The sequence below is a fragment of the Shewanella sp. 10N.286.54.B9 genome (assembly GCF_041468565.1).
Classification (GTDB): domain Bacteria; phylum Pseudomonadota; class Gammaproteobacteria; order Enterobacterales; family Shewanellaceae; genus Shewanella.
Genome location: NZ_JBFRIY010000015.1, coordinates 90,208 through 104,946, shown reverse-complemented (window position 1 = coordinate 104,946; position 14,739 = coordinate 90,208). Strand labels below are relative to the sequence as shown.

At 43.5% G+C, this 14,739-nt stretch carries 12 protein-coding genes; 4 read left to right on the top strand and 8 right to left on the bottom strand.

Annotation, left to right across the window (positions count from 1 at the left end; translation table 11 throughout):
- Positions 1-162: 162 nt before the first annotated feature.
- A complete protein-coding gene (locus AB4135_RS05105) occupies positions 163-1,557 on the bottom strand; it encodes a PhoH family protein (RefSeq protein WP_371990871.1) in 1,395 nt (464 codons plus the stop codon).
- A gap of 330 nt (positions 1,558-1,887) precedes the next feature.
- On the opposite strand from AB4135_RS05105, the gene rapA reads away from it, so the two are divergent.
- Both rapA and AB4135_RS05095 read left to right on the top strand, forming a co-directional pair.
- A complete protein-coding gene (rapA, locus tag AB4135_RS05100; protein WP_371990869.1) occupies positions 1,888-4,794 on the top strand; it encodes an RNA polymerase-associated protein RapA in 2,907 nt (968 codons plus the stop codon).
- 573 nt (positions 4,795-5,367) lie between these two features.
- The gene (locus AB4135_RS05095; protein WP_371990867.1) at positions 5,368-6,246 is read left to right on the top strand and encodes a DUF3530 family protein; all 879 of its coding nucleotides are present in this window, start codon (positions 5,368-5,370) and stop codon (positions 6,244-6,246) included.
- 11 nt (positions 6,247-6,257) lie between these two features.
- On the opposite strand, the gene AB4135_RS05090 is transcribed toward AB4135_RS05095, so the two are convergent.
- Entirely contained in the window at positions 6,258-6,755 is a 498-nt protein-coding gene (locus AB4135_RS05090) for a YqhA family protein (protein ID WP_371990865.1), read from the bottom strand.
- A 111-nt stretch (positions 6,756-6,866) separates the two neighbouring features.
- On the bottom strand, positions 6,867-7,673 hold the full coding sequence (locus AB4135_RS05085) for a crotonase/enoyl-CoA hydratase family protein (RefSeq protein WP_371990863.1): 807 nt from the start codon (positions 7,671-7,673) through the stop codon (positions 6,867-6,869).
- Between the two features lie 383 nt (positions 7,674-8,056).
- Here AB4135_RS05085 and AB4135_RS05080 point away from each other — a divergent pair, with 383 nt between their 5' ends.
- Together AB4135_RS05080 and AB4135_RS05075 are read left to right on the top strand one after the other, a co-directional pair.
- Entirely contained in the window at positions 8,057-9,052 is a 996-nt protein-coding gene (locus AB4135_RS05080; protein ID WP_371990861.1) for a response regulator, read from the top strand.
- A gap of 13 nt (positions 9,053-9,065) precedes the next feature.
- Positions 9,066-10,034 carry a diguanylate cyclase gene (locus tag AB4135_RS05075; protein ID WP_371990859.1) on the top strand — a complete coding sequence of 323 codons (969 nt, stop codon included), beginning with the start codon at positions 9,066-9,068 and terminating at the stop codon, positions 10,032-10,034.
- 81 nt (positions 10,035-10,115) lie between these two features.
- Here the strand turns inward: AB4135_RS05075 and rraB are convergent, their stop codons facing one another.
- From rraB to AB4135_RS05050, 5 genes are all read right to left on the bottom strand, one after another.
- The gene (gene rraB, locus AB4135_RS05070) at positions 10,116-10,511 is read right to left on the bottom strand and encodes a ribonuclease E inhibitor RraB (RefSeq protein WP_371990858.1); all 396 of its coding nucleotides are present in this window, start codon (positions 10,509-10,511) and stop codon (positions 10,116-10,118) included.
- A 28-nt stretch (positions 10,512-10,539) separates the two neighbouring features.
- A complete protein-coding gene (locus tag AB4135_RS05065; protein WP_371990856.1) occupies positions 10,540-11,268 on the bottom strand; it encodes a 1-acylglycerol-3-phosphate O-acyltransferase in 729 nt (242 codons plus the stop codon).
- A 198-nt stretch (positions 11,269-11,466) separates the two neighbouring features.
- Positions 11,467-12,252: a metal ABC transporter permease gene (locus tag AB4135_RS05060; RefSeq protein WP_371990854.1), complete on the bottom strand. Its 786-nt coding sequence runs from the start codon at positions 12,250-12,252 to the stop codon at positions 11,467-11,469.
- Positions 12,253-12,344: 92 nt separating this feature from the next.
- Positions 12,345-13,268, bottom strand: a complete 924-nt coding sequence (locus AB4135_RS05055) for a metal ABC transporter solute-binding protein, Zn/Mn family (protein WP_371990853.1) — start codon at positions 13,266-13,268, stop codon at positions 12,345-12,347.
- Complete coding sequence (locus AB4135_RS05050) at positions 13,252-14,454, bottom strand: hypothetical protein (protein WP_371990851.1); 1,203 nt, start codon at positions 14,452-14,454, stop codon at positions 13,252-13,254. Before AB4135_RS05050 ends, AB4135_RS05055 begins: the two co-directional genes overlap by 17 nt.
- Positions 14,455-14,739 lie beyond the last annotated feature (285 nt).

Genomic DNA, 14,739 nt, shown 5'->3' with positions numbered 1-14,739 from the left:
TCATTTGACTAGAACATAGACTTATCTTGGCATGCTCGCTAATACTATCAGGAAGATAACCTATTGGAATACTCTATATTAGCTTAAAATGTAACGAATTATCGAACAATGGCCTCAATATATCAGAGGCCATTTAATTGCAGCTTTTTAACTGAGCAAGCTCTATAGATTCTCTTCAGCAAACTCGGCTAAACGAGAACGTACCACACCATTTAAGTAAACATTGGCGCTACCATCAAAATCTTTAAAGCGTTCGACAATGTAGGTTAAACCTGAAGTGACTGCTGTCAGGTAATTGGAATCGATTTGCGCCAAGTTACCACTACAGATCAATTTAGTCCCCTCCCCCATACGGGTGATCATGGTTTTGATCTGCGATGCCGTTAAGTTTTGACACTCATCGAGCAATACTACTGAGTTTTGAATCGAGCGACCGCGCATAAAGTTAATTGACTTAAACTGGATGTTGGCCTTATCCATGATGTAATTCATACTGCCGCTGGGGTTTACATCATTTTTATGCAGTACTTCCAAGGTATCAGTAATAGCAGCTAGCCACGGCGCCATCTTCTCCTCTTCAGTACCCGGTAAGAAACCTATCGACTCAGCAATCTCAGGGGTATTACGTGTCACGATAACTTTTTCATATTTACCGCGTTCGACCACCATTTCAAGCGCTGCGGCCATTGCCAGCAAGGTTTTACCACAGCCAGCGGGACCCGTTAGGATCACCAGATCAATCTCGGGATCAAGCAGCGCTTGCAGTGCCATTCCTTGGTAAATGTTCTTAGGTCTAATCCCCCATGCATCGAGATTCATTAACCGCTCTCGACCAAGATCGAGAAACTTAAGCTCGCTATCCGTTTTTTCGATAATACGGCCACAAAAATCACGCCCTTCATCCAACAAATACTGATTGGTGTAAAAAATGTCATCACCCAATTTGTCGATTGGCACTTTATGTACTGTATGACGACCATTACTTTCGGTAGTGACATCGTCGGTGTGCTGCCAAAAGTCGCCATCAAATTTGTGGAAACCTTTGGTTAGGAAGCGAATGTCGTCAATAAGTTGGTCGGTACGATAATCTTCAACACGCTGTATTCCTGCTCCTTTTGCCTTAAGGCGCATATTAATATCTTTGGTAACCAGTACAACAGTTCGAGATTGATTGAGTTCTTGTAGGTGTAGTGCGGTATTGATAATGCGGTTATCGTTATTATCACCGGGCATGCTGCCAATGGTGAATTCGATTTGATGATCGGGGAAAATCGACAATGTGCCATTCGCGTCACTGTGATCTTCACGTCTAGGCAATGGCACACCTTGAACAATTTGCTCCGGTGTTGTTTGCCCACCGAGGATATCTTCTAATGCTCTAATCGCGACCCTTGCATCGCGGCTAACGTCTCGCTTTCTGTCTTTAATCAGATCCAGCTCTTCTAGAACTGTCATTGGTACGACTACGTCATGTTCCTTAAATGAATAAATAGCCAAAGGTTCATGCAGTAATACGTTGGTATCCAGTACAAACAACTTTCTGTCGTCTTGTTCCATGGCGCCTCCAATTGTGCATTAGTTTTGATTACGAGATAAATTAAGCTCCTTAAATTGCCTAGCTATTACATTTCATTAACTTTTATACTGCCACCAATATTGTCTCGCATCAATGCCCTCGCATAATTTTTAATCGTAAGCTTAGGTTTCATCATTAGCGTTAATTTGTGACAAGTTGATGATGCTGTAAAATACTCACATTCAACTGGTGAATTTGTAATCTATCACCAACAGAATTAAGCTAATATTAGTAGGTTCAATTTCAAAATGTGTTGGATTGTTATAACATACGCGCCCCTTGTGATTCACCCAGTATATGAGAGTTTTTAAATGCCGTTTTCCCTTGGTCAACGTTGGATCAGCGATACCGAATCAGAACTAGGTTTGGGTACAGTCGTCGGTATGGAAGGCCGTATGGTCACCGTACTTTTTTCTGCGACTGGCGAGAATAGACTGTTTTCTCGTTCAGAAGCCCCGCTAACACGCGTTATCTTCAACCCGGGCGATAAAGTTGAAAGCCACGATGAATGGTCATTAACTGTTACCGAAGTTGAAGAAAAAGATAACCTTATTATCTACCACGGCATTCATAGTGAAACGGGTGAGCAAGCCAGCCTGCGTGAAACACTGCTGAACCACAATATTCGTTTTAATAAGCCACAAGATCGTCTATTTGCTGGCCAAATTGATCGCATGGACCGTTTTGGTGTGCGCTATCAATGTCAATTGCTGAGAAATAAACTGGCGACCTCCGATCTACTTGGACTACAAGGGCCAAGAGTTGGGTTAATCCCACATCAACAGTGGATTGCTCACGAAGTCGGTCAACGTTTTGCACCGCGAGTATTACTTGCCGATGAAGTCGGTCTTGGTAAAACCATTGAAGCGGGTTTAATTATTCACCAACAGCTGCTAACAGGCCGTGCTGAACGTATTTTGGTCATTGTACCTGACACCCTGCGTCACCAGTGGTTAGTGGAGATGTTACGCCGCTTTAACTTACGCTTTTCAGTATTCGATGAAGATCGCTGCGTTGAAGCTTATGCAGATAACGATAACCCTTTCTACACGGAACAACTGGTTATCTGTTCACTTGAACTACTGCGTAAGAAAAAGCGTTTAGATCAAGCATTGGATGCCGATTGGGATCTAATGGTTGTCGATGAAGCCCACCATTTAGAATGGTCTGAGGATGCCCCAAGCCGCGCATATAAAGTAGTTGAAGCATTAAGTGAAGTGGTTCCTGGCGTACTACTGCTTACTGCAACCCCTGATCAACTAGGCCACCAAAGCCACTTTGCCCGTCTACGCTTGCTCGATCCCGACCGTTTTTATGACTACCCCTCTTTCTTGAAAGAAGAAGAGAGTTATAAAGATGTCGCTACTGCTGCGGATGCTTTAGCTGGTGGAGAAAACCTTTCAACTGACGCTATCGCTAGCCTCACGCAGCTGCTGTCAGAAAAAGATATCAGCGACAGCATCAACCTTATTCAAGACGAAAGCGCCAATGCTGACACACGCAATCAAGCCCGCGAAGAGCTGCTACAAGAGCTACTTGATCGCCATGGTACAGGACGCGTCTTATACCGTAATAGCCGTGCGTCAGTAAAAGGTTTTCCAACCCGTAACTTACATATTCATCCACAGCCAATGCCTGAGCAGTATGTTACCGCATCACGCGTTAGTGCCATGATGAACAAGCACTTAGACACCAATGCCAAAGTACGACAAGTGCTTAGCCCAGAGAAAATCTATCAAGACTTTGACAGTGGCAGTGCCAGTTGGTGGAAGTTTGATCCTCGTGTTGATTGGCTAATTGATTTTCTTAAAACCAATCGCAGCAAAAAAGTGCTTATTATTGCCAGCCAAGCTGAAACAGCCTTGAGCTTAGAGGAAGCACTACGCACACGCGAAGGGATCCAAGCCACGGTATTCCACGAAGGTATGTCGATTATTGAGCGTGACAAAGCCGGCGCTTATTTCGCCCAAGAAACTGGCGGAGCGCAAGCGCTTATTTGTAGTGAAATCGGTTCCGAAGGTCGTAACTTCCAGTTCGCCAGTAATTTAGTACTGTTCGATCTACCGCTTAACCCTGATTTACTCGAGCAGCGCATTGGCCGTCTTGACCGTATTGGTCAGAAAAATGATGTTGAGATCCATCTGCCTTATTTAGCCGGTACTGCGCAAGAGCGATTAATGCAGTGGTATCATCAGGGATTGAATGCCTTTGAATGTACCTGTCCAAGTGGTCATATCCTATTTGGTGAGTTTTCGGGCGAGCTGCTTGAAACCTTAACCACTGACGATGAATCAAGCCTTGAGACGCTACTAGATAACACCAAATCACGTTATCAAGAACTGAAAGTGGCCATGGAGCAAGGGCGCGATAAACTGCTAGAGATCAACTCTCACGGTGGCGAGCGTGCTAACAAGTTAGTTGCAAGCTTGGCAGCCAGAGATGAAGACACTCAGCTTATTGGTTCAGTGATCCGCTTATGGGACATCATCGGCGTTGAACAGGAAGATAGCGGCGAGAATGCTATTGTGCTGCACCCAAGTGAGCACATGATGTTCCCGACCTACCCAGGCCTGCCGGAAGATGGCATTACCGTCACTTTCGACCGAGAGATGGCACTTTCACGTGATGACATCGCGCTTATTACCCAAGAGCACCCTATCGTACAGACGGGATTGGATTTAATCACCTCTTCAGAAACTGGCACCACCAGTGTTGCCGTGTTAAAGAATAAAGCACTACCAGCCGGCACCGTGTTCTTAGAGCTAATCTATATGGCCGATGCGTCAGCGCCAAAGTCGAGCCAACTCTATCGCTACCTGCCACCAACACCTATTCGTATCTTGTTAGATAAGAGTGGTAATAATTTATCTGATAATGTCACTTACGAGAGTTTCGACAGACAGTTAAGTGCGGTTAATCGTCATATTGCCAGCAAATTAGTGACCGCCTCACAGGCAATTTTGCACCCGCTATTTGCTAAAGGAGAGAGCTTCGCTGCCAGCGAACTCAAATTACTGACAGAGAGCGCACGTGAAAAGATGACCCAGCAACTAACTGGTGAGCTTGAGCGACTAAAAGCGCTTAAAGCGGTTAACCCGAACATTCGTGATGAAGAGTTAACCCACTTAAGCGAACAGATGAGTGAGCTAAACCGTTATCTTGATAGTAGCCAACTGCAACTTGATGCTATTCGTTTGGTATTAGTCAGCCACGCCTAATACAGCACGCTAAGCCCAAAGCCTCGCTTTTTAGCGAGGCTTTTTTGTTTTTGGCTCCATATACTATATACCAATCAGCATAAGACGTTGATCTACTCAGAGTGTTCTTGGCGAACTAACTCAACGCCGATAAAGGACACAATGGTTGTTCCCTTATGAGCTTATTCAACACAGAAGTAGCAAGCCAAAAACACTCCTTACCAGGCGAGTTTTAGCGGCTCTGATGCTGCGTTAATGAACTTGAACGTAGAATAACTATGACCTTCATTCATTACGAACCACTTGACCTAGTATGTTCCTGACATGCTTAAGGCATTCCCTCCATCCCTGGAGGTCAGATATAGGAGATACGAGACCAAGGATGGTCGAAGGTAGAATAATGCAGGAGCAATTATCGAGAGTAACGCAGGAGCAGTTACCGAGGAGCATTTAATCACCTTACCTCAAAGCCGCTAAACTCTCGCTGAGCGATAAAATCTTTATACTGATTGGTATTAAGCAGCCGTTTCCAATACGATATACTCGATGAATTAACGTTACCATTCTCTGCAGCATTTAAGGTTGTACTCGCGTATGTATCAACGAACTTTAAGCCCTCTCAAACTATTACTTACGCTTATCTTTTCCCTATCAGTGGCCTTTGTTGTGGCACCCAGCATGGCGCAGGATTTTTCTTACCTACCAGAGACTGAAGTCAATTACCTACAGGTGGATGACCAACAATACCCAGCACTGTTAAGATCGTGGCAAGGTAAGAAAAAGTTAGGACTGGCGATTATTGTTCCACAGCTCGGACAAGGTGCCGATGCGGCAGGTTTTACTGCATATATACGACGTGAACTTAATCGAGCTGGCTGGGCAACACTTGCCATTACGCCGCCTCTTAAACCAGGAATGCCTAATTACGCCACTCAAGCCAAAGATGTCTCTATTGCTGGTGAGCAACAACTTAGCGAACAAAGCACCCAAGCTATGCCAGTGTTCAGTGATGAGCAGATCAGTCTCAACCTTGAGCAACAGCAAAGCTTCTTAATTAGCAGCATGGCCCAGTTAGATAGCTTAGGTAAACAATATCAAGGCAAGCGGATCTTAATCAGCTCAGGTGATAGCGCGGCCATTATCACTGAATTACTAAAAGACAATCAGCTACCAATGCCAGATATGCTCGCGGTAATCAACCCTTATAGTGACATCCCAAGCCGTAATCAAGCATTACCCAAAAACCTTGCAGAGCTAACAATACCAATACTCGACATTCAATCTCGAGACGGCACTGCGGCATCTCTTGCTACACAGCAAATGCGTTTAGAATTGTTACCGCAAAACCAACCTTACAAATATCATCAATACAGAATGTCTCTGGATCTACTACACAAAGAAGGTTGGAGTAACGGCATTAAATTAATTGAAGGCTTTGCACTGCGGATAAATAAAGCCTACCCGAACGGATAGGCTTACTATTTTTAGTCTTTACTTAACTTCAATGCGCCGGCAATGAGTACCACGGTGATCCCCATATAAAGTAAATCTAACGTTGTCATTGGCTTAATTTCACTAAAAAATGAAAACACTTTGATGATAAGCATCATCAGTATCACTTTACCTAATTTACTTTTAAGCGAATCGATACTGCTGATAATCAGAATCTTACCACCCGCTTCACTTTTACTCGCCTCATCTAAGTTGCTAATGAATAACTCATAGAGGCCAAACGCAAAAATAAGTAACACAGCACCAAGTAAAAAGGTATCTAAGATCTCGACCACAACCATAACCAGATCATTACGAATCGCATGGCTACCACTAAACACATAACCCCAGATAAGGTGCAGCATGTGAATAACGTCTTTTAACCCCATTGCAAATACAACAAAAGCTGCAATGATGCAGGATAAAACACCAAACATTACCGAAAGTCGGCTACTCCATAGAAAACGTTCAAAAAGTTCACGCACAATCATTTAATCCAACGAGTTTAAGTAAGATGCAAAAGTGTAAAATATGCCTCCCACTTCCACACAAACTTCATGGTCATTTGTGACGTTCATCACAAATTAAGCAATAGATCAGAATTACCAGCCTGATTGCCTATTTCTATACTCCTTTAGAGAGTCCTTAGACTGTCTAATTGCAGCAATAATTCGGTTTTTACCCGCAAGTAACCTCACTTGGTAACACGACTCTCTGCGCAATAATTGCCTAATAGGCGCACTCCAGCTTTTTTGAATGCTCTGCTTTATTGCCGCATTGGCATCAGGGGATGTTTGCATCAATCGTTGAGCTAATATTATTGCTGCAGCCATAGGCTCATCTTCAATGGCCGTGAGCAAATTGTAGGATAATGCCTGTTCAGCAGTCAGTATTTCAGCAGTCATGGTTAACTTAAGCGCCTGATCTTTTGGCATTAGTTCTCTAAGCCCGACAAAACCAGCCATATCAGGTACTAATCCCCATCGCGCTTCCATTATCGATAATTTACAGTTAGGGGAAGCGATTCTAAAGTCTGTTCCTAACGCAATTTGCATTCCGCCACCGTAACAAACCCCTTCCAAAACGGCGATAACTGGCACGGGTAATCGACGCCAACCTATTGAGACTCGTTGCGCCAAATTGGCATTACCAGGTAACCATTTAAATAGTAGCTTTACCGCATCAAAAGGTGAGCGACTTACACTCTTTACATCGAGGCCAGAGCAAAAACTATCTCCCTCACCAAATAGGATCACAGCTCTTAGTGATTTGTCCTTTCTGAGTTGAACTATGCAAGCATCAATCTGCTTAAAAAGCTCATAATTCAAAGCATTATACTTTTCAGGGCGATTCAGGGATACGTACGCAATACTATCTTCTTTTCGTATCGAGACTAATTTATTGCTCATTTTCAAATCCTTTTACATGATACTGGTCAGTCCAGATAGTAAGTTAACATGTTTGGCATAAATCGTTAATACCTATAACATGTCATTGTTTTTTGACCATCGTCAATAAACTGTCATACAGTGCTACTTTCTATCAATGCTTGAATAGGTGATAATTATCAATGAGATATTGACTTATCTCCTTCATTAATGACATAGATGTGACAGCATTAGGAAACTAATTCAATTGCAAAATTGATGTAATAGTAGCAAAATATAAACACAAGAAATAAAATAAAAACCATTTATATTCATATAGATAGGCCAAACAAAACTTACAGTTGATGTCTAAAAATAATAACAATAGTTAACTTGAGCACGAACATTAGGATATAAGAATAATAATGCCCTTTCCCGTACTAATATGTGACGACTCTGCGCTTGCGAGAAAGCAGATGGCACGGACACTTCCAAAAGAGTGGGACGTAGAACTCACTTATGCCGCCAATGGTGCGGAAGGGATTGATGCGATCCGTGAAGGTAAAGGCGAGATTGTTTTCTTAGACTTAAATATGCCTGTTATGGATGGTTATGAAGTTCTCGAAGCGATTCAAAGAGAAGATCTTCCCGCATTAGTCATCGTTGTTTCTGGCGATATCCAAATAAAAGCACATGAGCGCGTCAAAGTACTCGGTGCACTCGATTTTATTCAAAAACCTGTCAGTGTCGATGCCATAAGCCATATCTTGCAAGAGTACGGTATTTTAGAACTCGCGATTGGTACCGGCCAAACTGAAAACCCTATGGTTGAGGTTGACCTACGTGACGCTTGCCAGGAAGTTGCTAACGTCGCGATGGGGCGAGCAGCAGACTTATTATCAAAGCTACTCGATGTGTTCGTGTTACTGCCTATCCCTAACGTTAATGTGCTTGAAGTCAGTGAGCTGACAATGACACTAAAAGCAACAGAGGAAAATGGTACCGTCTCCGCACTCTGCCAAGGGTTTATTGGTGCCGGTATTGCAGGTGAAGCTTTACTGCTATTTCATGACTCCTCTTTCCAGGATATGGCCAAGCTAATGAAGCTTGAAAACCCAGAAGATGAAACCACTGAATTAGAAGTCATGATGGATACCGGCAACGTACTTATTGGTGCCTTTCTGAACGGGATATCAGAACAACTGCATATGAAATTCAGCCAAAGCCACCCCGTGGTATTAGGCCGACATTGTACCGCCAATGAACTCATCCATGAGAACTCTGATAAATGGCAACGCACCTTAGCAATGGAAATTAACTATCAAATTGAAAATCATGATATTCAATGTGATTTACTGCTGCTATTTACTGAAGACTCTTTGCCAACGCTTAATTATAAGCTCGGCTATTTGCTAGATTAAGATGGATCATAAGATGGCAGACGATCAAGGCGCGATGAACGAGCTCCACTGGCTGATTGATATGGTGCAAACCATTGAAGTTGGGTTAGTGGTACTCGATAAAGATTACAACATCCAGCTGTGGAATGGTTTCATGGAAAACCACAGCGGCGTCTCACCCAATTCGATTAAAGGTAAAAATCTGTTTGAGCAGTTTGAGTATCTACCTGCAAAGTGGCTCAAACATAAAATGGAGTCGGTTTTTCAGCTTAAAAACCGTGCCTTTATCAGCTGGGAACAGCGTCCGTTTGTGTTTCAATTCAAAAACTACCGACCGATTACTGGCCGTGCTGACTTCATGTACCAGAATGTTACTCTTCTGCCGCTGTCGTCACTGACGGGTGAAGTGACTCACTTAAGCATGATTGTCTACGACGTTACTGATGTCGCTATCAACAAGTTACAGCTAAAAGCTGTTAATGAAAGCCTTGAAGTATTAAGTCAGATCGATGGCTTAACACAGCTATATAACCGCCGTCACTGGCAACTTTGCATGCAAAAAGAGTTTGACCGCAATAGCCGCTATGGCGACGAAACAACACTGGTAATGCTCGACATCGATAATTTTAAGGTGATTAATGACACCTACGGCCATCAAGCTGGCGATAAGGTCATACAGAACGTCTCACACCTAATTAATAAGTCACTTAGAGAGACAGACTGCGCTGGTCGTTATGGTGGCGAAGAGTTCGGTGTTGTACTTGCCAATACACCAGCTGCCAATGCACTGTTTTTTGCAGAGCGATTGCGGAAAAAAGTCCAACAATCAGAAACCGTGTTTGAAGATCAGGTTATTAAGGTCACGATTAGCATCGGCATATGTGATATCCAACCTGAAATCCTTAGCAGTGAAACATGGCTCTCTTTAGCCGATCAAGCCTTGTATCGAGCCAAAGAATCGGGCAGAAACTCCTGTGCGATCCACCAACATAAAAACAGTTAGCGACTTACTTGATTGGTACTAGATAGCAAAATGCCCATCATTGATGGGCATTTTTAATTCGAACCTGGTTAGCAGTAAAACTTAATCCAGTTCGTCTTCCTCTTCATCACGGACTTCGCCATCTTCATCAATGAAGTATGTACCCCAACCGTCATAATCAACTTTTTGCTTATTCGCTAGCAACAGTAACTTTTCGCAAGCTGTATCGAGCAGTTCTACATCTAGCTTATGAGAAGCAACAGCATCAAAACAGATAATAACCGAGCCATCTTCAAGCTCCATCTCTTCTGCATCATTGACTTCAAAACCCAATTTGAAGGCGTCTACAGCGGCTTTTTCTAAGCGATCAAAATTGGTCGATGAGAAGTGATGCTCAATGGTGTAATCTGCATCTGGTAGTGAACCATCAGCAAGGATCGCTTCGACGATTTCACGGTTCTCAGCTTTCTGTTCGTTTAACAGGCGTTCTATAGACATCAGTAGCTCCTCAAAAATTTCGCGAAGATTATACCGCTTTAGCCATTAATGCAGAAGCTTCTTGATTCAACTGTGATAACTTTTCTGACATCATGCTATGAATACGCTTAGAAAGCTCTTTCACTTGTGTCTTATCAAAACCTTTAGTTTCGATAGGCTCCATCATCTCAATAATAACCACACCATTGTTCCAACGGTTTAGTTTTATATGCCCTTGGTTAGATGCCAATACGGGCACCATAGGAACACCTGCAGCAATTGCGGTATAAAAGGCACCAGCTTTAAAAGGCAGTAAACCTTTACCACGAGAGCGAGTCCCTTCAGGGAAAATCCACACCGATAAGCACTTATCTTTAATCTTCCTGGCTGTTTCAGCCATGGTATCAAACGCTTTACTGCGATTTTTACGATCAATCAAAATGTTACCCGATAACCAGTAAATCTGACCAAACAGTGGCATCCAAGCAAGGCTTTTCTTACCTAAACTTACCGTACCTTTAGGAACCACTGCGGTATGGGTAAACATATCGAAGTTATTTTGGTGATTCGCAAGGAAAACACAAGGCTCTTCACTTTCGCCTTTAGAATTGCGAACAATGACCTTAATACCAAGAACTGGAGCTGCCCAAGAGAAGATCTTGGCAAACATATGCACATTATCACGGTGACGTGGTCGTAAAATGCAAGCTAAGCCACCGATAATAAAGGCTAAAATTAGCATGACAGATAAAATCAAACACCTAAGGATTAACAGCACTACAATCTCCCGCGATTTAATTGGCGCCAGTATAGCAGTAAGCTCTGGCGACTCAATGTTTAGTTTACACCTGTAGCCTGAACTCAAGCTATACAGTAGCGTGATTTAGCTACTTTAGCGCATGCAACTTAAGCTAACTTTAATCTAGCGCACACATTAAACACCGGGAATTCTAGCCTATATCCCACTCCGGCAAGGTCAGACCTCAGTTGCGATAACTTTCGACTTCCCCGTAAAATGCAGAACAAGTCTAAAGGCAATTGCACTTACCGCTAAAGTTGCAACGATTGCAGCGCCACTAGGTAAATCAAATGTTGCTGATAAAACTAAACCAGCAATATAACCAAATAGACCCACTAAGTATGCCCAACCAACTTTAAATCGTCCGGTATAATGATTAACGGCAAGAGCCGGTAGAATCAAAGAGCTAAAGACCAAGTATACGCCAACCAGCTCGACAGAAAGGGTTATTACAATGGCAAAAATTAGGTAGAAGCCACGGCCAGAAAGAATTTGTGGTTTAACTAGTAATAACACCAATATGGCTGCATATAGTATTGCTGGCAGCATTAATTGACTCCAGCTAACCCAAAGGATCTGCCCAGACATTAACTGCTTAAGCATCTCTGCCCCATGTGGGTCATTCGATAACAGCAACATAGCAGCAACTGCAGCTAGTACGTAGAAGCAACCAATAATAGCTTCTAGTTCATCCGCCATTCTCTTAGACAGCCAAGCAATAAAAGCAGCGCCGGCAATTGCGAACAGTGCAGGCATCCAGATATGAGAGAAAGGAAGCGCTTCAATATCGTGGTTCATATGACCCACAATAGCGCCTAAGGCAGCCACTTGGGCAATGGCAAGATCGATAAATATGATGCCACGCTTTAACACTTGCTGCCCAAGTACTACATGGGTAGACAATACGAGCATTCCGGCGACAAATGCGGGTAGCAAAATCGATAATAGATCCAGATCAAACATAAGCATTAACTCTGGTTAAGTATTCAAAACTGCAAAAGGGCACTGACTATAAAAGCATAGTCTGTGCCCTTCTGCACCCAGCTCATTTCAGACTACTGAGCGGCCAACAACAGATCGATTGCACTATCGTACAAGCTAAACAGGTCAACGCTGTCATCGTTACCACCTACAGACATAGGCAATACGATAACGGGCAGATCTGCGCGTTCGCCTAGCCAGTCAGCACCGCGTTCACTTTGATATGAAGCGATGATAATAGCTAAAATGTCGCCCTGCTTAGCACGATTTAACAAACCTGCTAGATGAGAACTACTTGGCGGAATACCTGGTTTTGGCTCAAGGTCGGCAACTTGCTCCAAGCCTAGCCAGTTATACAGGTATTTAAAACTTGAATGGTAAGCAATCACCTTTTTGCCCTGTAATGGCTTAGCTTTCTCTTCCCAGCGAGGAATAGCTTGATTCCAACGTTCGCTAAAACGAGTCAAGTTAGCTTTGTACTCAGCAGCAGAATCCGGATTAATTTGAGCGAGCTTCTGCGTTAATGCTTCTGCAACCCCCAACAAACGCCTTGGATCGAAATGCAGATGTGGGTTACCTTTAGCATGGACATCTCCCATTGAACGGTCGACTGAACTCATTTGATCGAGTGTATCAATCTGTTCTGCAGCAAAGAACAACCCTTGATCAGTAGAACGCACTTTCGCATTGGCAGATTTCATCTGCAGCATAGGTAGCCAACCAATTTCAAGATCCGCACCGGCGCATACCGCTAAATCTGCTTGACGCATTTTAGCGATCAGACTTGGTCTAGCTTGTACCTGATGAGGATCTTGCATTGCCGTTGTGGCAGAGTAGATCCGCGCATCAGGAGCAAGCTCTTTTGCTAATGCAGCATACTCAGGCTCGCAGGCAAAAATATTAAGTCCTGCGACGGCACTGTTTGCCGTTCCCAAAGCCAAGGTTAATGTGAGGGCTTTTAGTCCTCTGGTTAAAAACTGCTTAGAATTGATGCGCACCGTGAGCCCCCAGAGTCATAACATATTGAAGAGTTATAACGTTATCGTCTTCTATACCCTCAAAGTTAGTACCTTGCTGGTTAGTGTATTGCAAACGTACTGTAGAGAAATGACTGTGGTGCCATGCTAAGCTAACCTCAGTTTCTTTCAGCTTTTGTGGGTCAAAATGGTCATCATGCATTAATTGAGTATCTACCTGACCATAACGTACACCTGCAGACCATTTAGGTGAGAACTGGTACACACCACTTAGGTACCAACCATCTTGATAATCTTTACCTTCGTCTCCATGAGCATCGTGATCTTCATGATCCTCGTGGTGCTCCTCAAGCGGTTTAAAATCTGTGACTCTAAAGTACTCGCCGCTCAATGTGAGATGTTGGTACTTGTAGTTACCATTCGGCGCCCACTTATAAACAAAGTCAGCCACATAAGTGTTCTCACCGGTGTACTGCGCACTATGACTATGCTCGTGGTCATGCTCTTCTTGTACTTCAGGGTGATCTTCATGCTCTTCCGCTGTCATGCGGCCATTTTCATTGCGTAAGTAACTCAGACCAGCCTGCCATGACCCATTGAGGCCTATATCACCACCTATCTTAGTAAATGCAGTATAGACACCAATAGTTTTGTAATCACGTTCGCCATGCTCATCTGCCGCTTGCATGCTGTCGCCCTTAAATGCTTCAGCTCCCATAGTCCAGTAAAGATCTGTCGGCGCCACATAGCTCACTCGTAGACCATCATCAAAATAATGGCTACCAAGGAACGCGCGGTAGGCGGCAGGACGGTCTGAGAACGCATCAGTGTGTACATGTTGGTTATTCAGGTAACCAATATCTGATAAGAAACGACCCGCTCTCATTGATAGACCATATGGCATAGCTAAAGTTTGAATAAATGCTTCTTCAAGTCCGAGCTCAGTTTCACCGTCATGCATCTCAACCACTGCGGTCAGTTTGCCGTAGAACATATCATCGATATTGGCACTCATTGCCAACTCTGTGTGACCTAAACCAAACCCTTCAACACGCTCGCTCATTGGACGCTCGGTACTTTGATAGTAACCATCAAGTACTGCGCTAATTGCAGGGTTAGTCAAGCTTGAATCTTCCGCATAAGCGTTAATTGAAATAAGTGCACATGCAGCGGCAACACCAGTAAGGCGCATAGTAGAAATAGTCATTTTGTCTCCGAAATACAGCTAAGCGAAGCCTTCCCTTTGGGAATGCTTAATTAAATTTTTAGTTATTTTTTATTGTGAGTAACTAGACTGTAAAAGGGGGAGCGCGGCTATTGAAGAAATTCACATGACGTGAATTAAAAATGGGCAGGAGGTACTCTCGACTCTCAACAAACTGACGTTCTACCGCTATATGAATTTCAAAGCTAGGCAGCAGTTTATTGACGTGGTGTTGGTGATAACACAGAGTACAATGGTTTTGAGCGCCATCATCCAAATGACTCAGAT